General features: G+C 65.0%; 23 protein-coding genes. 11 read left to right on the top strand and 12 right to left on the bottom strand.

Annotated features, from left to right (window positions below; translation table 11 throughout):
* Positions 1-662 precede the first annotated feature (662 nt).
* From soxC to K5658_RS03630, 3 genes are read left to right on the top strand one after another with little or no spacing between them, the layout of a single operon-like run.
* Positions 663-1,934, top strand: a complete 1,272-nt coding sequence (gene soxC / locus K5658_RS03640) for a sulfite dehydrogenase (protein ID WP_221065630.1) — start codon at positions 663-665, stop codon at positions 1,932-1,934.
* Positions 1,921-2,454: a c-type cytochrome gene (locus K5658_RS03635; RefSeq protein WP_221065629.1), complete on the top strand. Its 534-nt coding sequence runs from the start codon at positions 1,921-1,923 to the stop codon at positions 2,452-2,454. Before soxC ends, K5658_RS03635 begins: the two co-directional genes overlap by 14 nt.
* 32 nt (positions 2,455-2,486) lie before the next feature.
* Positions 2,487-2,864 carry a (2Fe-2S) ferredoxin domain-containing protein gene (locus K5658_RS03630; RefSeq protein WP_221065628.1) on the top strand — a complete coding sequence of 126 codons (378 nt, stop codon included), beginning with the start codon at positions 2,487-2,489 and terminating at the stop codon, positions 2,862-2,864.
* Between the two features lie 9 nt (positions 2,865-2,873).
* Here K5658_RS03630 and K5658_RS03625 read toward each other — a convergent pair whose 3' ends face one another.
* From K5658_RS03625 to K5658_RS03595, 7 genes are all read right to left on the bottom strand, one after another.
* Entirely contained in the window at positions 2,874-3,905 is a 1,032-nt protein-coding gene (locus tag K5658_RS03625) for a potassium channel family protein (protein WP_221065627.1), read from the bottom strand.
* A 62-nt stretch (positions 3,906-3,967) separates the two neighbouring features.
* The gene (gene rsfS / locus K5658_RS03620; RefSeq protein ID WP_221065626.1) at positions 3,968-4,309 is read right to left on the bottom strand and encodes a ribosome silencing factor; all 342 of its coding nucleotides are present in this window, start codon (positions 4,307-4,309) and stop codon (positions 3,968-3,970) included.
* 131 nt (positions 4,310-4,440) lie between these two features.
* Positions 4,441-5,586 carry a nucleotidyltransferase domain-containing protein gene (locus K5658_RS03615; RefSeq protein ID WP_221065625.1) on the bottom strand — a complete coding sequence of 382 codons (1,146 nt, stop codon included), beginning with the start codon at positions 5,584-5,586 and terminating at the stop codon, positions 4,441-4,443.
* Complete coding sequence (locus tag K5658_RS03610) at positions 5,579-6,475, bottom strand: HprK-related kinase A (protein WP_221065624.1); 897 nt, start codon at positions 6,473-6,475, stop codon at positions 5,579-5,581. Before K5658_RS03610 ends, K5658_RS03615 begins: the two co-directional genes overlap by 8 nt.
* A gap of 17 nt (positions 6,476-6,492) precedes the next feature.
* Positions 6,493-6,822 carry an HPr-rel-A system PqqD family peptide chaperone gene (locus tag K5658_RS03605; protein ID WP_221065623.1) on the bottom strand — a complete coding sequence of 110 codons (330 nt, stop codon included), beginning with the start codon at positions 6,820-6,822 and terminating at the stop codon, positions 6,493-6,495.
* A complete protein-coding gene (locus tag K5658_RS03600; protein ID WP_221065622.1) occupies positions 6,819-7,316 on the bottom strand; it encodes a hypothetical protein in 498 nt (165 codons plus the stop codon). Before K5658_RS03600 ends, K5658_RS03605 begins: the two co-directional genes overlap by 4 nt.
* Positions 7,317-7,688: 372 nt before the next feature.
* Positions 7,689-8,537 carry a S1C family serine protease gene (locus K5658_RS03595; protein ID WP_246628557.1) on the bottom strand — a complete coding sequence of 283 codons (849 nt, stop codon included), beginning with the start codon at positions 8,535-8,537 and terminating at the stop codon, positions 7,689-7,691.
* A gap of 178 nt (positions 8,538-8,715) precedes the next feature.
* On the opposite strand from K5658_RS03595, the gene K5658_RS03590 reads away from it, so the two are divergent.
* Positions 8,716-9,135: a secondary thiamine-phosphate synthase enzyme YjbQ gene (locus K5658_RS03590; RefSeq protein WP_221065621.1), complete on the top strand. Its 420-nt coding sequence runs from the start codon at positions 8,716-8,718 to the stop codon at positions 9,133-9,135.
* Positions 9,136-9,142: 7 nt separating this feature from the next.
* On the opposite strand, the gene K5658_RS03585 is transcribed toward K5658_RS03590, so the two are convergent.
* Positions 9,143-9,289, bottom strand: coding sequence for a hypothetical protein (locus K5658_RS03585; RefSeq protein WP_221067072.1), 147 nt, complete (start codon positions 9,287-9,289; stop codon positions 9,143-9,145).
* A gap of 140 nt (positions 9,290-9,429) precedes the next feature.
* On the opposite strand from K5658_RS03585, the gene K5658_RS03580 reads away from it, so the two are divergent.
* From K5658_RS03580 to mepA, 3 genes are all read left to right on the top strand, one after another.
* A complete protein-coding gene (locus K5658_RS03580; RefSeq protein ID WP_221065620.1) occupies positions 9,430-10,698 on the top strand; it encodes a hypothetical protein in 1,269 nt (422 codons plus the stop codon).
* A complete protein-coding gene (locus K5658_RS03575; RefSeq protein ID WP_221065619.1) occupies positions 10,691-11,737 on the top strand; it encodes a hypothetical protein in 1,047 nt (348 codons plus the stop codon). Before K5658_RS03580 ends, K5658_RS03575 begins: the two co-directional genes overlap by 8 nt.
* 76 nt (positions 11,738-11,813) lie before the next feature.
* Positions 11,814-12,632: a penicillin-insensitive murein endopeptidase gene (gene mepA, locus K5658_RS03570; protein ID WP_221065618.1), complete on the top strand. Its 819-nt coding sequence runs from the start codon at positions 11,814-11,816 to the stop codon at positions 12,630-12,632.
* A 78-nt stretch (positions 12,633-12,710) separates the two neighbouring features.
* Here the strand turns inward: mepA and K5658_RS03565 are convergent, their stop codons facing one another.
* The 3 genes from K5658_RS03565 to K5658_RS03555 all read right to left on the bottom strand — a co-directional run bounded on the left by K5658_RS03565 (position 12,711) and on the right by K5658_RS03555 (position 15,041).
* Positions 12,711-13,589, bottom strand: a complete 879-nt coding sequence (locus tag K5658_RS03565; RefSeq protein WP_221065617.1) for a hypothetical protein — start codon at positions 13,587-13,589, stop codon at positions 12,711-12,713.
* Positions 13,590-13,723: 134 nt separating this feature from the next.
* On the bottom strand, positions 13,724-14,305 hold the full coding sequence (locus tag K5658_RS03560; protein ID WP_221065616.1) for a superoxide dismutase: 582 nt from the start codon (positions 14,303-14,305) through the stop codon (positions 13,724-13,726).
* Positions 14,306-14,585: 280 nt separating this feature from the next.
* The gene (locus K5658_RS03555) at positions 14,586-15,041 is read right to left on the bottom strand and encodes a YybH family protein (RefSeq protein WP_085210756.1); all 456 of its coding nucleotides are present in this window, start codon (positions 15,039-15,041) and stop codon (positions 14,586-14,588) included.
* 120 nt (positions 15,042-15,161) lie between these two features.
* Between K5658_RS03555 and K5658_RS03550 the strand changes: the two genes are divergently transcribed.
* The 4 genes from K5658_RS03550 to K5658_RS03535 are packed head-to-tail and all read left to right on the top strand — an operon-like array spanning position 15,162 to position 17,752.
* Positions 15,162-16,082 (top strand): LysR family transcriptional regulator, encoded by a 921-nt coding sequence (locus tag K5658_RS03550; RefSeq protein WP_221065615.1) that lies wholly within the window; start codon positions 15,162-15,164, stop codon positions 16,080-16,082.
* A gap of 7 nt (positions 16,083-16,089) precedes the next feature.
* On the top strand, positions 16,090-16,566 hold the full coding sequence (locus K5658_RS03545; RefSeq protein WP_221065614.1) for a CYTH domain-containing protein: 477 nt from the start codon (positions 16,090-16,092) through the stop codon (positions 16,564-16,566).
* Between the two features lie 43 nt (positions 16,567-16,609).
* Complete coding sequence (locus K5658_RS03540; RefSeq protein ID WP_221065613.1) at positions 16,610-17,155, top strand: SRPBCC family protein; 546 nt, start codon at positions 16,610-16,612, stop codon at positions 17,153-17,155.
* A 6-nt stretch (positions 17,156-17,161) separates the two neighbouring features.
* Positions 17,162-17,752, top strand: coding sequence for a CPBP family intramembrane glutamic endopeptidase (locus K5658_RS03535; protein ID WP_221065612.1), 591 nt, complete (start codon positions 17,162-17,164; stop codon positions 17,750-17,752).
* Between the two features lie 303 nt (positions 17,753-18,055).
* Here the strand turns inward: K5658_RS03535 and K5658_RS03530 are convergent, their stop codons facing one another.
* Positions 18,056-19,933: a sodium/proton-translocating pyrophosphatase gene (locus K5658_RS03530; RefSeq protein ID WP_221065611.1), complete on the bottom strand. Its 1,878-nt coding sequence runs from the start codon at positions 19,931-19,933 to the stop codon at positions 18,056-18,058.
* Between the last annotated feature and the right edge of the window lie 328 nt (positions 19,934-20,261).

Raw genomic sequence — 20,261 nt, 5'->3', positions numbered from 1 at the left:
CCGGAATCTTGCTTGCGTCCTGGTTGATAAGCGATGGCGGCGGGCATTGTAATGGAGAAGCGGGATGGCCCGTGCGGTATTTTCCGAACCCGGCCCGATGTATTTTCAGGATTTACCGATCCGCCCGGCTCGGTTATGCTTATCACCGGCCCGTCCCCAGCGGGCGGCCATGCGAGCAACGTTGGGAATGAGCCGGGCCGGTCCCCCGCCACGCCGAAGCCACGACCTGATCAAGCAGGGATTACGACCATCTTCGGCTTGGACATTTAGTTTGCGCGACCTTTGCCGTTGGGCCTGATGAAGAAGGCATTAATACCGCCGTCGGTTTTGACTCGGTTTTTCATGCCCCTGGCGCGAATCGAGACCTGAAGAAGAAGGGATTAAGACCAGCGCATTGTTAATTTGGGTCTCCGTTACCCCCGGCCCGGCCATCGCCCCAAGACCTGAGCAAGAAGGGATTAAAACGTTCCTTGTAGCGAATAATTGTTTCGTGTCCCCCGCGCTTTATCGCCCACAGGATAAAGCCTCCAACGTAGGAATAGGAAAGGGTGGCCGGTACCGCCGCCCTTTCCGCCCCATCCTTCCAAAGCCCCATGCCCCCGCGCGTAGGCACGCGAAAATCGGTTAATATCCGCGCGACCACCCATTCCCAGGGAAACGCGATGCCACACCCCCATACACCCGACCCCGACGCCTGGGCCCCGGTCGCCGCCGGTGGCTTGCTGGACCGCCGCCTATTCCTGCGGCAAAGCCTGGGGGCCGGCCTCGCCTGGGCTGGTTTCGAGGCCATGGCGGGCGAGGAACCGCCGCCCTGGATGAGAACACCGGGCGCGCCCTTCAGCAACTACGGCCAGCCCTCGCCGTCCGAGCAGGCCACCATCCGCTGGATTTCCGCCAATCCGGGCGCGCCCGGCAACGGCATCTCCTGGACCCCGCTGCACCGGCTGGAAGGCATGGTCACGCCCAACGGCCTGCATTTCGAGCGCCACCACAACGGCGTGCCGCGCATCGACCCGGACCAGCACCGCCTGCTCATCCATGGCCTGGTCAAAAACCCCCTGAGCTTCGGCGTGGACGATTTGCTGCGCTATCCCTTGGTGTCGCGGCTGTGCTTCGTCGAATGCGGCGGCAACAGCAACGCGGGCTGGCACGCGGAGCCGATCCAAACCCCGGTGGGTTATTTCCACGGGCTGGCCTCGTGCAGCGAATGGACCGGCGTACCCTTGGCGACCCTGCTGGACGAAGCCGGACTCCTGCCCGAAGCCCGCTGGCTGATCGCCGAAGGGGCCGACGCCGCCGCCCTCGACATAAGCCTCCCGGTGGAAAAAGCCCTGGACGACGCCCTGGTCGCCCTCTACCAGAACGGCGAGCGCCTCCGCCCGGAAAATGGCTATCCCATCAGGATCATCCTGCCCGGCTGGGAAGCGGTGCTGAACGTCAAATGGCTGCGCCGCCTGCAAGCCGCGAAGGAGCCGGCCATGGCCCGCAACGAAACCGCCCAGTACACCGAACCGCAACCTTCGGGCATCGCCCGGCAATTCAGCTTCGTCATGGAGGCCAAATCCTTCATCACCCATCCCTCGCCAGGCCACAGGTTGCGGGGACCGGGGCTGTATCAAATCAGTGGGCTGGCCTGGAGCGGGCGGGGCAAAATCAAGCGGGTGGAGGTTTCCGCCGACGGGGGCAAGAGTTGGGCCGAGGCCGCGTTACAGGAGCCGGTACTGCCGCAATGCTTCACCCGTTTCCGCCTGCCCTGGCGCTGGAGCGGCCAGCCTTTGGTGCTGAAAAGCCGGGCCGTGGACGAAACCGGCTATGTCCAACCGGAACGGGCGGTCCTCGTCGACGAGCGCGGCCGCAATGGCTATTTCCATTACAACGCCATCGTCGCCTGGGCGGTGGCCGCCGACGGGAGCCTCAGCCATGTCTACGCCTAAGCGGCTAGCGGCGGCCCTGGTGTCGGCATCGCTATGGGTGGACCCGGCCCAGGCCGCGCCCGAAGGCCCGGAACTGGGCCGCCCCGCCACCCCGCAGGAAATCGCCGCCCAGGACATCAACGTCTTCCCGGACGGCAGCGGACTTCCGCCCGGCCAGGGCACGGTGGCCGCAGGCAAGGCCCTCTACGCCAGCCGCTGCGCCGGCTGCCACGGCCCCCAGGGCGTGGGCGGCAGCGCCGAGGAACTGGCCGGGGGATCGCCGCCCAACAGCCCGCATCCCGACCGCACCCTCGGGGCCTATTGGCCCTATGCCACCACGGTCTTCGACTATGTGCGCCGCGCCATGCCCATCGACGCCCCGCGCAGCCTGGACGACAACCAAGTCTACGCCGTCACCGCCTACTTGCTGCATCTCAACGGCCTGCTCGGCGCACAGGCCACGCTCGACGCCAAAACCCTGGCCGCGATCAAGATGCCCAACCGCGACGGTTTCCAGCGCGTCTGGCCCGAACACCCCTGAACCGGATATTCCCCCAACCCAAGAGACCCACCATGAGCGAAGCGACGATCTCCCCCGAACTACGGGCCATGAAGGAAACCCTGAACCTGGGTGGACTCAAACACCATATCTTCCTGTGCGCGGGGCCGGACAAGGCCAAATGCTGCGGCCTGGAGGCGGGGCTGGAATCCTGGGACTACCTGAAGCGGCGGCTGAAGGAACTGGGATTGAACGACACGGGCGGGATCGGCCGCACCAAGGCCAATTGCCTCCGGGTATGCATGGAAGGCCCGGTCGCCGTGGTCTACCCGGAAGGCGTGTGGTATCGCGGCTGCACGCCCGAGGTGATCGAACGCATCATCCAGGAACATCTCATCGGCGGCACCCCGGTCGCCGCCCACCAATTCGCGGGACCGGGCGCGGCGGAATAAACCAAGGACTCACTCCCCGACCAAGGCTTCGAGCCGGTCCAATTGCTCGACCGTGCCCAAGGCCAGCAGGCGGTCGCCGGGGTGCAGCACCAATTCCGGTTCGGGATTGGGCAACACCCGGTTGCCGCGCATCACCACCAGGACCGACGCCCCGGTCTTTTCCCGGAGTTGCAACCCGGCGAGGCTATGGCCCACCGCCTGGGCGCCGGCGCGGACCTCGATCCCCTCCAGGTTGATGCTCTCCTCGCCCTTGCGGATCACCGTGTCGAAGAAATCGACCACGGCGGGGCTGAGGATCAAATGCGCCAAGCGCCGCCCGCCGATGGCGTAGGGACTGATGGCGCGGTTGGCCCCGGCCCGGATCAGCTTGGACACGCTGGATTCATCCACCGCCCGCGACACGATGAACAGATCGGGCCGCAACACCCGCGCCGACAGCACGATATAGAGGTTGTTGGCGTCGTCGCCGCTGGTCACGATCAAGCCCTTGGCCCGGCAGATGCCGGCCTGTTCCAATACCGCGTCGTCGCTGGCGTCGCCCTGTATCGACAGATAATTGCGCTGCACCGCGTAGCCATGCACCTCCGGCCTGGGATCGACGATGATGAACGGCACCTTGGCCTCTTCCAACTCGGCGGCGGCCTGTTTCCCCACCCGGCCCAACCCGGCGATGATGATATGCTCCTTGAGCTTCTGCACCTCGCGCTGCATTTTTTTCTCTCCGAAAGGGTCCAGCAGGCGGCTACCGACCAGGTTGTCCATGATGACCGTCAGGGTGTAGAACAGGCTGCCGATGCCGGTGATGGCGACGCCCATGGTGAAGATGCGGCCCGCCGCGTCCAGCCGGATCACCTCCCCGTAGCCGATGGTGGTGATGGTGATGACGGTCATGAACAAGGCGTCGAGGACGGTCGCGCCCTGCTCGCGGCCCAGCCAGGCATAGCCCAGGGTGCCGACGAAGGTCACCAGCAGCACCAGGCCGGCGGGCAGGATCAAACGGGCGCGCAGGGAGGCCGATTGCCGGTGGTGTTCGGGCAGCATCGCTCAGGTCTGCGCGAAAGGGACCGGGGCGGCTCGCGCCCGGTCCGGGCCGCGGGCGGCGCTCAATGCAACGCCGCCGGATAATCGCCGTACCAGAACTTTTCGAGTTGATAGAACTCGCGGGTCTGCGGCTTCATCACATGGACGACCACGTCGCCGAGATCGACCAGCACCCATTCCCCGACGTTCTCGCCTTCCACGCCGATGGGCTGGGTTTCGTTCTTCCTGGCTTCCTCGACGACATGGCCCGCGAGGGATTTCACATGGCGTTCCGAAGTGCCGCTGGCGATCACCATGAAATCGGCGATATTGGTCTTGCCGCGCACATCGATGATCTTGATGTCGCGGCCCTTGCCGTCGTCCAGCGCGAATAATACGAGTTGAAGCAATTGCTCTGTGGTCATGCGGGTGTCGGGGATGCTCTTGGGATTGGATTCTGGGGAAGCGCTTGGAACCGCGCCGGGAATGGAGGTTCCGGCGCGGTCCCGCCACCAACTCTAACCGGATTTTCCGCGCCGGGGAACACTTGCGGCCCTCACTGCTGGCGCAAATCCAGCCGGGTCAGATCGACCCGCTTGCGGACCCCGCGCAGCCTCAGGGAAGCCTTGTAGGCCAAATGCCCGGCGAGGGTGGCGGCGGGCATCCGGAACCAATGGGCGCGAACATAGATCAGCCACCGCGCCACCGCCGCGCGGCGGCTGGGATAATCGGGATGGTCCGGCAACAAGGCGAAACCGAACAGATAATCCATCAATCCGCCCAAGGGCTGGGGCGGGGCCACGGCCTCGACGGCGCGGACCACCTCCGGCGGCACCGGGGTGGCGAAGAACCGCCGCGCGAAACACAACCCGTAGTACAAGGGCCGCTCCAAGCCCAGCAGCCGCGCCCTGGGCAGCAAGCCATCCCAGAAACCGGGCACCGCGCCGAAATGGCATAGCAGGTCGTGGGTATCCAGCAAATCCCGCAGGCGCAAGCCTTCTTGCGGATCGCCCTCCAGGAACAAATGCACCAGCGAATGCAGCACCATGTCGATGGGCGCGAGGACGTGGAGGCGGCCCGCGCCGAGGGGCCGGGCGGCGGCGAACAAGGGCGCGGGTTCGGACGGGAGGCGGCTGCTGCGCGGCAGGATGCGGTGGTGGATATCGATCTCGGTGCCGCGCTCGCGATGGCGCAACGGCGGCACCTCGTGCATCAACAGGCGGTAATAACGGTCGTCGTAGGGGTCGAGCTTGAGTTGGAACCAGCCGCGTCCGATCAAGCGGGATTCGATTTCACCGATCCCGGCCTCCGGCACCAGCAAATCCACGTCGGCGAAAATCCGGCCCCGCGCCGGCGGCAAGCCGGCCAGCAGATAGGCCGAACCCTTGAGCAGGATCAGCGGGGTCGCGCAGCCCTTGAGCGCCCACAGGATGCGGTCGATTTCCCAGGCCACCAAGCGGTTGCGGTGTTCGATCACATGGCGGGCCGCCGTCAAATGATCCGCCGCCGGGCGGGGGATCGCGCCGAGCAGGCCCATCCGCGCCAAATCGGCCTCCAAACGCCCGAGCAAGCGGACGGAGCGGGCCAGGCGCACCAATAACTCCCACTCCTTGGCCGACCGCGCGGGCAAACCGCCGGGATCGCGCAGGGCCGCCAGCAACAGGCTCCGCGCCTTTTGGGTGGGTTCCGCGCCGCTAGCCATGGACATCGCGGCACAAGGCGTCGAGGCGGGCCATGGCCTCGTCGAGGTCGGAATAGACCAGCGCATAGCAATCGCAGGCGTCCACCATTTCCGCCACCAGCCGGAAGGCGGTTTCGTCCAGCACCTCGTAATTGAAGGCGTTGGTGGCGACCATGAGGAAGGCTTGGCTTTTCGGCAAGGGATCGAGGCGGAGCGCCGCGCCCGCCGTCCAGCGCGGGAACACCAACCAGCGGGCGCGGGCGGGTTCGTCGGCGCGGCGGATGCTGTCCTCCGGGGGCCGGACATGGGCCACGGTGCCCTTGCGCGTGCCATGGAACGCGGGGCCGATCACGGCTCCGGGACGGAACCGCCGCATCACCGCGATGGACTCGTTCTTGAGCGGGATCAAGCGCGGCATCGGCAACAACAGGCCGTCCTCCGGCCTGACCAAGCCGAACTCGTCGGACATCAAGCGCCAGCCGGAATGGATGAGCGCGGCGCACAGGGTGGATTTGCCATGCCCCGGCGCGGCGGGAAACAGCATCGCGTAACCGCCGCGCTCGACCACGGCGGAATGCAGCATCAGGAAATGATGGGCGCGGGTGGCCACGCACCAATTGATACCCCATTCCAAGGCCGGAAAGGCGTGTTCGGCGGGATGGGGCGCGAAAGGGGGCCGGCCATCGACGAGGAACAATACCTGGGGGCGGACCCAGCGGCGCAGGGCGTGGGTCCAGGCGATCTCGACGTGGATATCGGTGAAATCGTCGGGCCGCGCCAGGGAATACAGCCCATAGAGGTGGTGGAGGGTCGCCGCCAACCGCGCCGGCACCGCCCGGATCCTGATATTGAAAGGTCCGATCCGAACCGCCAACCCCGCGCCGCCCAGCAAGGATGCCACGGTCGGCACTGGCAAACCGCCTACGGTCATGGGCGGGCCGGGGCCGGTTCCACCCACTCGATCAGGCCCAGTTCATCCAAACGCTTAGCGGCGATCCGCAAATGGTCGAGGGCCAATTCCTGTGGCCCGAGTTCCAGCAACCGCACGATCCAAACCAACACCTGCTCCAAGGAGGCCGGACCCTGCTTGAGCCGTTCCAGGATCAACGCGGTGGTTTGATTGAAAACATGGGTTTCGCCGGAAGAAGGTTGGTAGACGATGTAATCGTCGCCCCAATCCCGCCATAGCAACCCGCCCGCCGAGGCCGCCCTCCGCATCAGTTCCCCGGCTTCCACCACCGCGCCACCCCCGGTCAATAGAAACTGGTGACCGAACTCGCGATAGCCAAAGCGCCATTCAAGGGGGTCCCCGAAAGATTCTTGCATTGGTAGACACCGGAACCCGAACTGGTCTCGGTCACGACGCCGATGGAAGAATTCACATCCAGGGGCAGATCACTCTGCACACGCGGAAAGGTGTTGCTGGTGTTCGAGCACGTGAAATATTGGGTGACGCAGTAATCGCCTTGGGCAGGCGTATAGGGTGGGTTGCCGGTACCGGCCTGAATCGCGGCCTGTATCGTGCCACTGCCACCCGTGACATTCGCCGTATTGATACCCGCCGATTGAACCCCGCTACAAGATTCCGCCGCCAATGCGCCACTGCGCAAGGTCAGCAACACGGGCGCTCCCGCCACCGCGCCCCGGACCAAACGCCGCTTGGTGAAATCCGGCACCGCGGCCGAATTCAACCCCGCGGATCGCTCGTGCCGCTCGGCGAATACCCCCGCCTTTTTGTTTTCATCGGACATAACCCTAACCTCTTATGGGTAAGTTGGACAACGCGCGGATAGCGCGGCATAAGTCGGTGCTATACGGTTACAACACGGGCCGTAAAAGCCGCGCGCCGGGCCATGCATCCCCTGCCGCCCGTTCGTGGCCTGCCACCCTGTCCCACGGCTCACGTTAAACCTTACGTGGAAAAAACAACGGTTCCATGAAACCGGAACCGCTTTGGACTTGTGGAGGAAACGCTCCGCGAAGTCTTTGAAACCCAAACATGGCCCCCTGTCGGCGGGCTTTGGGGCCGTTCCCCCAACCCTGGGCCGAAACCCGGACGCCTTTGTATCCAATGACGGCATCGGGGTCAACCTCCCAGCGGGGCCGCCGACCAAAGCGGATTCCTATTTTGGAATCAAATCAATGGCATACTTAATCGGTATGGCATAACTGATACCGCTGGGCCTTTCGAGCAGGTTTTCCTTGGATTCCTGCACGAACACCTTGTTGAGAATACCCACCACCTCGCCGGTTTTGATACTGTAAAGAGGACTACCGCTGTTTCCAGGATAGGCGGTCGCGTCCAATTGGAATATCTCATAGGGCGTCGTCAAACGATGGACCATTTTGGGATCGAGGCTCCTGGCGTTGAGCTGGGGAATGGCGATCGGGCTGATGGCCGACACAATGCCCCGATGGGTCACGGGGTACAAACCCAACACCACGCCGATGGGAAAGCCCGTGAACGCATATTCCTCGCCTTCCCGCACCTTGCCGCCATCGCCGAACCGCAATGCCGGCAAAGGCGTCCCCCCGATCCGCAACAACGCCGTATCATGATCCTGGTCCACGGCGACCACCGCCGCCTGCCGGGCGTTCTGCCCCTTGCCGTCCGCCGCGAACACCGCCAAGCTCTCGAATTTGGCCTGGTCCACCGCCTCGGGCAGGACGTGGGCGTTGGTCAGCACATGCAGGCCATCGGTCACCACGAAGCCGGTGCCCCGGAACACGGCGGGCGGCGTCCGCGTATGTTGGTAGGTGCCGATGCCGACGATGGAGGGTTTGACCTTGACGACGGTGTCGGCCAGTTCGTTGGCGCCCGCCGACCCGCACTCCAGCAAGAGCGCCCGGCAAAATAGAGCAAGAATCAAACCACGGCGCATCCCGCCGCCACAGCGACGGCTATTGGCGGCGGCATCGCCCTTCCCCAGCCATCGCGCTACCAAAAACACCACGACGATTCTGCGATCCATCACGCAATTTTACCGCATGTTAACCCATGTCAAGGCGACAATCCGCATCCCACCGACAATCCGGTCCGGCGCGGCCAAATTTCAACTTGCGGACCGTGGGGCTTCCGCCGCACCATTGGCTTGTCACCGCGCCCCGGCGCGGCCAGCCGTCCCTTCCTTGCCCCGGAGCTTCAGGCCCATGAAAAGCTATCGCAAAGAACTCTGGTTCGACACCCCGAGCCGGATCGCCTTCCTCAACATCACCCCGCAGATCGAAACCTGCCTGCTCGAAAGCGGCGTGCGGGAAGGCTTGGTGCTGGTGAACGCCATGCACATCACCGCCTCGGTATTCATCAACGACGACGAGCCCGGCCTGCACCGCGATTTCGAGGCCTGGCTGGAACAACTGGCCCCGCACGCCCCCCTCGGCCGCTACCAGCACAACCGCACCGGCGAGGACAACGGCGATTCCCACCTCAAGCGCCAGGTGATGGGCCGGGAAGTGGTGGTCGCCATCACCGAGGGCCGGTTGGACTTCGGACCGTGGGAACAGATTTTCTACGGCGAATTCGACGGCAAGCGCAAAAAACGGGTGCTGGTGAAAATCATCGGCGAATGAAACCGCCTCACCAGCCGGCTCCGTCGTCGTCCTGGTAGGGCTTGGGCCGGACGCCCCCAGGGATTTTCGGCTTCTTCGCCGTCCGCAACAGGGTCAGGGCGTTGCCGACCACCAGCACGATCAGCAGCGTCAAAAACAACCAAAACATTGCCATGGCGGCGCATCTTCCCAAATCGATTGGTAAGACACTAGCATACCGCCCAGCCTCCGCCATCACCACATTATCCAAAAAATGCCCATGCTCCACCGCGTCACCCCCTCCCTAGCGCCAACGCCCTTGGCGGGAGCCGGTCCATGAGTACCGCCGCCGCCTGGCATATCGGCCAATGGCTGAACACGGTGCAATCCACCTTCGTCGGCTTGCTCCGGGTCTGGTCGGTGCCCATCGTGTTGTTGCTCAGTTTCGCCTCGGGCTATACCACCTATTACGGACTGTCCCATTTCATCACCGCCTGGATCGCCCTCGTCATCACCATCGCGGTGCAATCCATCGTGGTCATCTGCACCCTGGAACTGGCCGGGATGCACTGGCGGGCCAATCCGCCGCGGTTCCTGATGGTGGTGTTCTCGCTGTTGGTGGCGCTGACGGTGTCGGTGTCGTTCTCCTATTTCAAGTTCTATGAGTTCTCGCAGCGCGACTCGATGTTGATCGAACGGCAAAGCCAGCTCGAAGCCGCGGTCAACGCCTATATGACCGCCGTGGTCGGACTCAAGAGCCAGATCACCGCCGCCCAGCGCCAGCGCATCGAGCAGGCGGCGGAACAAGCCACCCAGGCTTATCTGGGCTCGCTGCCCGCCATGCGCGGTTCGCGGCATCCCATCGGCAAAGGCCCGGTCTGGGGCCATTACAACGAAATCCTCCAGGCCGAGCAGGCCAAGCTCAAGCAACTCGAACCCGGGTTCCAAAAGCTGGAAGCCGATTTGACCGCGCTGCGCGGCAGCCTCAAAGCGTTCGCCGCCAAGATGGACGACGAAGCCAGTTACGCCCGCCTGCTGCGCGACTTCCAGACCCTCCAGACCAGCGCCGAAACCCTGATCTCCGAACACGGCCTGCCCCCCATCGCCCCGCCCCGGCTGGGCTCCCACGCCGAATTCACCCAGGGCGTCACGCCGTCCTTCGCCATGTGGGACAATGTGTCCTGGTTCGCCCTGGCCTGCGCCTCGATGGTGGATTTCTTCGTGCTGGTCTTGTCCTACCGGCTGGAATTCACCGCGCCCGGCCCCCTCACCGAAGAGGAAAAAGACCTCGCTTACCAAGGGCTTAGGCAATTCGGCGAATTCACCATCAATAAAAACGACGAACTCGAATTCGTCATCGAGCGCACCGAACTGGAACGGGCGCGGCGCGTGTCCGATTGGTCGCGCATGTTCGCCGTGGCCTTCCTGCTCAACCGCGGCTATCTGCGCAAGATGAGCGACCGCGCCGTGGAGTTCGCCCCCAACCTCTATCCCTTGATCGCCGAACGCATGAACCTGGGTGCCCGCAAAAGCGCCGACTTGAAGGTCTTGCCCGGCCCCGAAGACAAGCTGGCCGAAGCGATGCGGAGGAAAGGCCATGGATGAATACAACGTGCCGGAACCCCGCTGGGAAGCCGGTTTCGAAGGCGACCGCCGCATCGTGGTGTCCAAGCTCGGGCCGTTCCTCAAGGTCTATGCCCGCCCGAGGCAATACACCCGGCGTTTCTTCCACCAAGTCTACGAGCTCAACATCGAGGATTGGCCGATCCCGGTGGAACCCCTGCGGCTGGGACCGCTCTGCACCGTCGAGGCCCGGCTGTCGGTGCGGTTCCAACCCACCCTCAAATTCGCCCGCGAACACCTCGAACACCTCGCCGACCTGGGCGGACTCATCAAATCCAGCTATCAAACCCTGTTGCGCGACGCCGCCGAACAGGAACTCAGGGCGCTGGAACCGACCGGGCAAATGGAAGAGGACGCCGTCCGGGTCGAGCGCCGCATCGAGGACATCGTCCACGAACTGCTGGCGCTGCGGGAAATCCAGTGCCGCGCCCGTTGCGTCGTCGACATCGTGTTCGCCAGCCCCGACCGCCTGGACGAGCAAACCCTGGGCGGCGACGCCAAGCACAAGGAGGTCTATCTCGAACTCCTGCGCCGCCGCCGCGAGAGCGCCGAACGGCTCGCCCGCGAGCATTACGACCGCCAACTCCACGAGCATCAGCTCAAGCTGGAACACGAGGCGAAAATGCTGGAATTGCACAGGCAGGAAGCCGAGCTGCGCCGCCAGAAACAAGCCCATGAAACCGAGCAGGTGCGGACCGATTTGTCGGCGGACGAATTGCGCTACACCGAACAGATCGACAGCGAGGTGCGGCTGCGCGAGGAGCGCATCCGCCACGAGGCCCGGCTGCGGCAGATGGAATTGGAGGCCGATCTCGCCGAAAAGAACCTGCGCACCGAAGCCCTGACCGACGTGGAGCATCACCTGCGCCGGGAAATCGAGCTCCTGGCCCTGGAACGCCAGCGCTTGATGCTGGAAGAGGAAATCCACGATGTGAAGGTCGCCCGCGCCAAGGGCTGGGTCTTGAACGCCAAGCGCCGCCTCTCCCTGGGCGAAGGCGAAGACCCCGAAGCGCGGCGCTGAACCTCCCGGACCACCGCTAAACTTTCCCAAAGCCCCCGGATGCGGGGGCACGAATCCTTTCCACGGCCCTATTCCCATGCACGCCATCCGTACCGCGCTCCTATCCCTGTTCCTGGTGTCCGCCCCAACCCACGCCAACCCCTGGTCGGAAGTCCCCGGCCCCAGCGAAGGCACGCCCCGCTCCATCGGCGAGACCAGCGCCGGCTGCATCGACGGTGCCGCCGCCCTGCCCACCGAGGGCCGGGGCTATGTGGTCATGCACCTGGAGCGGCGGCGCAATTACGGCCATCCCGCGCTGGTCCACGCCGTGCGCGAGCTGGGCGAGAAAGCCGCCCAGGGCATCGGCCTGTTGCATGTGGGGGATTTGGGGCTGGCACGGGGCGGTCCCATGCCGTTCGGGCACCGCAGCCACCAGTCGGGGCTGGACGTGGATGTGTGGTTCGACCTGAACCCCGGCCTGCACGCCCGCGCCGACCGGATGCGTTCCAACATCCCCGCGCCCAGCCTGTTGAACAGCGCGGCCCGCGGGCTGGATTACGAGTTGTGGAGCGACCGCCATATCCGCGTCCTGCAAGCCGCCGCCAACCTGCCCGGCGTGGACCGCATCTTCGTCAACGCCTATATCAAACGGGAACTGTGCCGCACGGTGACGGGGGACCGCGACTGGCTGCGTAAAATCCGCCCCTGGTACCATCACGACGACCATTTCCATATGCGCCTCGCCTGCCCGCCCGACAGTCCGGCCTGCGTGCGCCAGGAACCCATCCCCCTGGGCGAGGGCTGCGATTCCAGCCTGGATTGGTGGCTGCACCAGCATCCGGCCCTGCCCAGCAAGCCTTCGGAGCCGAAACCGGCCCTGCCCGCCGCCTGCCGGGCGGTGCTGGCCGATCCATAGCCCGGATGGAGCGAGCGCGGAATCCGGGAACCTGGCCGGAGCGGCGGGGTTCCCGGATTCCGTCGCACGCCAGCCGGGCTACCCGGCCAGCACCGCCGCCTCGATCAACCGCGCTTCCTCTTCCCCGAACCCGCCCCGCACCAAGCGTCCCAAGGCCGCGCCCGCCCCGGACGGAAAACGCCACAATTCGCCCAAACCGCGCAGGAAACCGACCAATTCCGCCTCGGCCTCCGCCGACAGCGCCTCCTTTCCGCCCTTGCCCTCGCGGCGCAACAGGCACTCGATCAACACCGCACCCAGGAACCTAAGGCTATGCACCACATGGGTATTCATATCGCTCATCAGATAATCGAAGCGGTCGTCGAACACGGGATCGCGGCGGTAGGCATCGAACCGGCCCGCCCGCACCGCCTCCCGTAGCAGCCCGAAAAACCGCCGCTGCGCCCGGTGCGAACGCGGATCGTGGAAGAATTTGTAGGCGTGTTCCAAATCGTGGACCAGGAAGGCGAAACCATTGGCCTGGGTCAGCACCGGCTTCAGCGCCCTGGCATAATCGGCCACGACCGTGACCGGGCGGGTGCCCGCCACCTGCATGTCCAGCACGGCCGCCGGGCTGGGAATGGCGGTCGTCAGGGTCAAGGGCCAGTCGCCGCGCAGCCACGCCGCGAGCGCCACCGGCACATTGGGAATCACGCCCAGGAAATGCTGGCACCCGAACGCCCCGGCCAGCGCGGTCCGCAACGCCGCATCGCCATCCCCGACGAAGCGCGGGAACCACGCATCGACCTCGGGCTTGGGATCGGTTTTGGATTGGCGGGAAGCGTAGCGGCGGCCATGCAGGGCGATTTGCCACGCCAGGAAATAGGCGGCGGCATAGACGGCATCGCCCAATTCCCCGGATCGGTGGCGCTCGGCCAAACGGGGCAGGCAATCGGCAAGGGCGGGATCGGGCGTCACGGGCGGAACTCGGCGGCGGCAAAAACGGCTATTGTCCGCCAAGCGCCCGCCCATGAAAAAGCCGCCGGTTTCCTCGCGGACAGCCCGGCGGCCCCGTGGCCGCGGTCAAGGCGACCGCGGCGGCTGGTGTCGAATCAAGCCGCGAAATTGGCCGCGACGAAATCCCAGTTCACCAGGTTCCAGAACTCCTCGACATACTTGGGACGGGCGTTGCGGTAGTCGATGTAATAGGCGTGTTCCCAAACATCGCAGGTCAGGAGCGGGGTCTGGCCAGCGGTCAAGGGGCAGCCGGCACCGGTGGTGCTGACCAGGGCCAAGCCGCCATCGGCGTTCTTGACCAGCCAGGCCCAGCCGGAGCCGAAGGTGGTCACGGCGGTCTTGGCAAAGTCCTCCTTGAACTTGGCGAAGGAACCGAACGCCTGATCGATGGCCTCGGCCAGCGCCCCGGTGGGTTCGCCGCCGCCGCCCGGCTTCAGGCCGTTCCAATAGAAGGTGTGGTTCCACACCTGGGCGGCGTTGTTGAAAATGCCGCCGGAAGATTTGCGGACGATGTCTTCCAAGGACAGATCGGCGAACTCGGTGCCCGCGATCAGGTTGTTCAGGTTGGTGACGTAGGTCTGGTGGTGCTTGCCGTAGTGGTATTCCAGGGTTTCCGCGGAGATGTAGGGCTCCAGGGCGTTCTTCTCGTAGGGCAGCGGGGGAAGTTCGTGGGTCATCTCTCATACTCCTTTCATAGGTTGTTTTTGACTAAGGCCGACCCGTTCATGGACGGGCCTGCAATTCCAAGCAAAACAGTAGGGAATCTAGTCTACCATCGGCCTCGGAAGCGGATAAAGCATTCCCAGGTGGACAGACTGTGGCGGAAATCTCGCGGAATCCTTGCAAGCCCTTGAAACTTTGGGCAAAAAAAGAGCTTCGACGGAAGCTCTTTCATCGGAATCGATCAGCCGAGGTCATGGACAACCTCCTGGGCGGCGCGCACCAGCGGGCATGGGCTTAGATCCTATGGTCGTCGTTCCATTTCTGCACCTTGGCCTTCCAAGTGCCGTCCGGCTGGCGCTTGAGGACGCTGTACAGCACGGCCCCGTAGCGGTGCTTGGTCACCGGCTGCCCGCCCTGGGTCTGGACGCCGGACAGTTCGGCGGTGGCGACGATGGTGTCCTTGTGGTCCTCGGTCACGCTGACAATATCCATGGCGTATTCGCCCCGTTGGATGACGTTCTGCCAGAAGGCGCGGATTTCGCCCGCCCCCCTGGACACCGCCCCGTCCGGACGCAGCAGCATGGCGTTGTCGGCGTAGAGCGAGACGATGGCATCGACCTTGCCTTTGGCGAAGGCGGCATTCCATTGCGCGGCACTGGTTTCGGCGATTTGGCGGGCGTCGTCGCCCTGCGCCCGCGCCGTTCCGGCGCTAGTGACTAAAGCTAGCAATAGCCCTAAGCTACGTTTCATTGTGGTTCTCCGAAAAATCCAAGCGGGATAGAAGCGAGGCGGATTATAGGAAACCATATTTCGTTTACAATGCCCAATAAACTCTACTAATTGTTTCCATAACCACAAGCCCCCAGCCCTATGGACAAACTCACCAGCATGCTGGTCTTCACCAAGGTCGCCAAAGCCGGCAGTTTCGCCTCGGCAGCCAAGGAACTCGGCCTGTCGCGGGCCATGGCGACCAAACATGTGATGCAACTCGAAAACGGCCTGGGGATCAGGCTGTTGAACCGCACCACCCGCAACCTCAGCCTAACCGAGGTCGGGATGGTGTATTTGGAACGCTGCCTCCAGATCCTCGACGAGATGGAGGAGATGGAAATCGCCGTCACCCGGCTGCAAACCGAACCGCGCGGCACCTTGAAGGTGAACGCCACGCCGTTCTTCGGGGCCTACCACCTGGCCCCGGCGGTCGCGGCCTATACCGAAATCTACCCGGACGTGAACGTCGAGCTGATCCTGCAAGCCTCCTATGTGGACTTGATCGAGGAAGGCTTCGACCTCGCCATCCACCTGGACGAACTGCGGGATTCCAGCCTGATCGCCCGTAAGCTCGGCAGTTCGCAGCGGGTGGTGTGCGGCTCGCCCGCCTATTTCAAGAAGCACGGCTCGCCCAAAACCCCGGACGACCTGCGCAAGCACAATTGCCTGGTCAATTCCAGCCTGCCGCCGCGCGACCAATGGCAGTTCAGCGTGCCGGGCGGCGAAACCACCGTGATCAAGGTCGGCGGCACCATGCAATCCAACGTGGCCGACGCCCTGCGCATGGCGGCCCTGAGCGCCTTGGGGCTGGTCTTGCTGCCGACCTATATGGTGGGCCAGGACATCCGCAAGAACCGGCTGCAAGCCGTCCTGACCGACTACATCCCGGCCCCCTTGGAAATCCACGCGGTCTATCCGCACCGCAAGCACCTCTCGGCCAAGGTGCGGACCTTCGTGGACTTCCTGCACGAGCGCTTCCATCCCAAGCCCTATTGGGAAGAATGGGCGCAGAACGACTGAACCGCGCATGAACCTGGAAATCGAACGCAAATTCCTGGTTGTGGACGATAGCTGGCGGAACGCGGCCCGCGATCCGGCCCATTTCCGCCAGGGCTACCTCAACGACGAAAAGCATTGCTCGGTCAGGGTCCGCGTCGCGGGCGGACGGGCCTGGCTCAATCTCAAGAGCGTGACTATCGGGGCGCAGCGCCACGAGTTCGAGTATGAGATTCCGGTCCGGGACGCCCACCACATGCTGGATGTGCTGAGTTGCAAGCCCATCATCGAGAAAACCCGCCACTATGTGGACATCGGCCCGCATACCTGGGAAATCGATGTGTTCGAGGGCGACAACGCCGGGCTGGTGGTCGCGGAAATCGAACTCGGCAGCCCCGACGAGGTTTTCGCGCCACCGGCCTGGGCGGGCGAGGAAGTCACCCACGATCCCCGCTACTACAATACCTGCCTCGCCAGCCATCCCTATAAGCTCTGGCGGGCTCCATGATCCCAGGGCGCACGCCGCGCCCCTCCCCGCGCAAACTCCGCCCATGAACCTGTTCCTGAGCCTGCTCTCGATCCTCGTCCTCGCCGCCATGGCCGCGGCCTATATCGGCGCGCGCCTCCCCAAGACCCACCGCGCGGTGAGCCGCATCCGGCTCGCCGCCACGCCGGAACGGGTCTGGGCGGTCATCCTGGATTTCGCGGCCTATCCCGAATGGCGGCCGGGCTTAGACCGGGTCGAGTTGGGGCCGGAACACGGGGGTTTACCGAGTTGGTTCGAGGTCTGTGGCCGCCTGGGCCGGGTGCATTTCCAGGTGGTGGAATGCGAGGCGCCGCGCCGCCTTGTCACCCGGATCGACAACGACGGCCTGCCGTTGGCGGGCGCCTGGACCTACGAGTTCGAGCCGGACGGCGCGGGCACCTTGCTCACCCTCACCGAATGGGAAAGCATCCACCACCCCCTGTTGCGGTTTTTCGACCGCTTCGTGCTGTCCTACCACGGCGTGATGGAGGTCTATCTGATCGCCCTGGCCCGCAAACTGGGCGATCCCGCCCGCCCCGAACACCTCAGCCTGAAACTGGACGACGCCTGAACCCCCATGCCCTATCTTCCCACCAAGACCCAATTCCTTTGGCTGGCCACCGGCTTCGAGGGTGGCTTGATCGTCCTGGCCTATGGCCTGGGCTGGCTGGCCGCCATCGATCCCCTGTCCGCCTGGAGCCTCGATCCCGGCGGCCTGCTGCTGGGGATGCTGGGCACGCTGCCGCTGTACCTGCTGTTCGCCCTGAGCTACCGCTTCCCCATCGCCGGGATGCGCGAGATCAAGGAATTCCTGGTCGGCAAGCTGGGACCCATACTGTGCCGCTGCCACTGGACCGAACTGCTGTACCTGGGCTTCCTGGCCGGGGTGTCGGAGGAAATCCTGTTCCGGGGCTTCTTGCAACCCTGGTTCGAGCAGGATTGGGGCTGGATCGGCGGCTTGGTGTTCAGCAACATGGTATTCGCCCTGGTGCATTGGGTGACACCGCTATATGGCCTGCTGGCGGGGCTGACCGGGGCCTATCTCGGCTGGACCCTGGATTTCGGCGGTGAACGCAACCTCGCGGTACCGATCCTCATCCACGCCATCTACGATTTCCTGGCCTTCCTGGCCGTGGCCCAGACCTATATCCGCCGCCAGAGCGCCTAGCGCTTTGGCACGACGAGATTTTAGGCTGTAGGGGCATGCGGCCCACGGCCCCATTCCCGCCCCCATAGATAAGCCTGTTTTATGTATCGAATAAAATTTATCGATTTTTCTGATTTGCATGATTCCGCAATACTACCCACCAAGCGCAACAAGTTCCCGGCCAGGCCGGGACACCTCAACCAGGTCGGCGCACCGGTTTCTCTTTACCTCCCCCTTGAGTAGTTGACTCCGCCACCGGGCGGAGTTTTTTTTGCCCATAAAAAAGGCCGACCCCCGGTCGGCCTTGGGCGCGGACGGGTCGGCCTACAACCAGGACACGACCAACAACGCCACCAGATTGACCAACTTCATCAGGGGCGGCAGGGCCGGGCCGACCACGGCCTTGTAGAACCCCTCCGCGTCCACCGGATCGGTCCCCGGTGCCAGGCCGGACTTGGCGCGGGCGCTATTGCCGAGATAGCGTTTGGCGCTTTCCCAGGCCGCGCCGCCGATCAGCACGGCGACCGCCAGGAACAAGCCGGTCACGATCACGCCGACCATCAGCCCGCCCAGCGCCGCCTTGCCCAGGGCCACGCCGACCAGGACCGGCACGGCCAGCGGCAAGGCGGCGGGCACCAGCGCCTCCTGGATATCGCGGCCCGTGCGGCCCGCCGCTTCCATCAGCAAGCCCCCGAACAAATACGGCAACAAGCCGCCGACGAACAAGCCGATGACGACCCGGTAATCCCCGAGGTCGAGCGCCACCGCCCCCCCCGGCCCGCGGGCATAGGCGAAGAACAGCGCCAGGGCCGCCAAGCCCGCCGCGCCCACGCTATAAGCCCGGACCACGGGTCGCGCCGCCGCGCCCACCGCGTCCAGGGTGGCGGTGGCGTCGCGGGCGGTTTTGGGCAACCCGGCCCGCGCGGCCAGCCCGTCCAATCCGCTCCCATAGGCTTCCAGGACCACGAACACCCCGGCCAGGGACACCAAGGCCGTGGCGGCGACGGCGATGCCGTACAAACCCGCCGCTTGGTGGGCACCCCACAGGCAAGCGCAAATCGCCAAGACCGGCCCCGTGGTCGAACGCAAAACCACCGCGAACCCCGCCCCGATCCGGGCGGCGGGACCGATGGCGTCGGCCTCGACAATCCGCCGCACCGGTCCCCGCCCGTTGTCCGCATGGTATTCGGCCAGCACCGCCAGCAAGAGGGCCAACGCCCCGCCCAACACGGCGGCGAAGAACACGCCATGGGCCGAAACCTCCGCGCCGCCACCGGCGAAAGCCGCCAGGGTCGCCGGATAATCCACGGCCAACGCCAAACCCACCGCCAGCAACGTGGTTTGATACAAGGTCTCGACCATCTTGCGGCCCTTGTCCAAGCGGGCGAGCGCGACCGCCGCCAAGGCCGCCGCCAAGCCAACGCCAGCCAGCACCAAGGGATACACCCGGCCCGCCTCCACCGCCAGCAATCCGCCCAGCAGCATGGTGGCGACCAGGGTGGCGATATACGTCTCGAACAAATCCAGAGCCACCGCCGCGCCGTCCCCGGCCCAAGCCTCCAGCCGCGCCGCCAAGGCCACCAGGGAAACCCCGAAGGCCACGCCCACCAGGGGCCGCAATACTTCCTGGGCATCCGCGGCCAGGAGCAGGCTGTAATACCCGGCCAGCCCCAACAACCCCAAACCCAGCGCCAAGCCGCCCAGCGCCGCCCCGCCCCGCAACACCACGGCGAAAGCCGGTCCCACCCCCAAACGGGCGGCTTCGGCGGCGCGGTGCCGGGCCAGGGCCGGAACCTCGGCCCCCATCCAGACCAGCAACCCGGCCAAGGCCACGCCCAGCGCGCAGCCCCAGGCCACGGCCCAGCCCAGCGCCAAGCCGATCAGGACGAACCCGGCCCCGCCGAACTTGGCCAGCCCAGGGTAGCGGGCCTCCCAACGGGAACGAATCGCCCGCCCCGGCCCGGAAGCGGCTTGCCGCAGCAGGTCGTCGCCCTGGGGTTTGGCGCCGATCCAGCGCAGGGCGAGCACGCCGTAGACCACGGCGGCCAACCCCGCCACGAAGGCCAGGGCCATGCCCCAACCCAAGACCCCGCCCGCGCACAAGGCCTCGGCGAGTCCCAACAAAACAAGGGTCTTGGCACGGCGGTCGCCGAGGACCGCCCGCGCCCCCTCGTGCGCATAGGCCATGAGAGATAAGGCCATGATGATCTCCTTAGGATGGAATTCTGGAAGCGGTGCGGGAAATTGGGCGCATGGCCCGGAGGGTGGGCGGGCGCGTCCGCGCCGCCCTGGAAGCCTGGCGGAATCCCATCGGCGATGGACCAGGGTGGCCGGAAAGCGTCCCCAACCAGACCCCAACCCCTTGATTTCCGCCCTTTCGCAAAGCGGCGTACCTTAGAGCAATTGCCATTCCAGCACAAGGCGCGGGGCGCGGGATTGAAGACCGCCGACGCCGCGGATACCCTTATGTCCCAGGCGTTGTTCAAACCTCCACGTGGAGCCTGGGCGCGTGCTTTACAACAATAACCCA

Origin of the sequence: Methylomagnum ishizawai, from assembly GCF_019670005.1 — a bacterium.
In the GTDB taxonomy this organism is placed as follows: Bacteria; Pseudomonadota; Gammaproteobacteria; order Methylococcales; family Methylococcaceae; genus Methylomagnum; species Methylomagnum ishizawai.
Note: the sequence above shows the minus strand (reverse complement) of the source record. Positions and strands in the feature narration are given on the sequence as shown.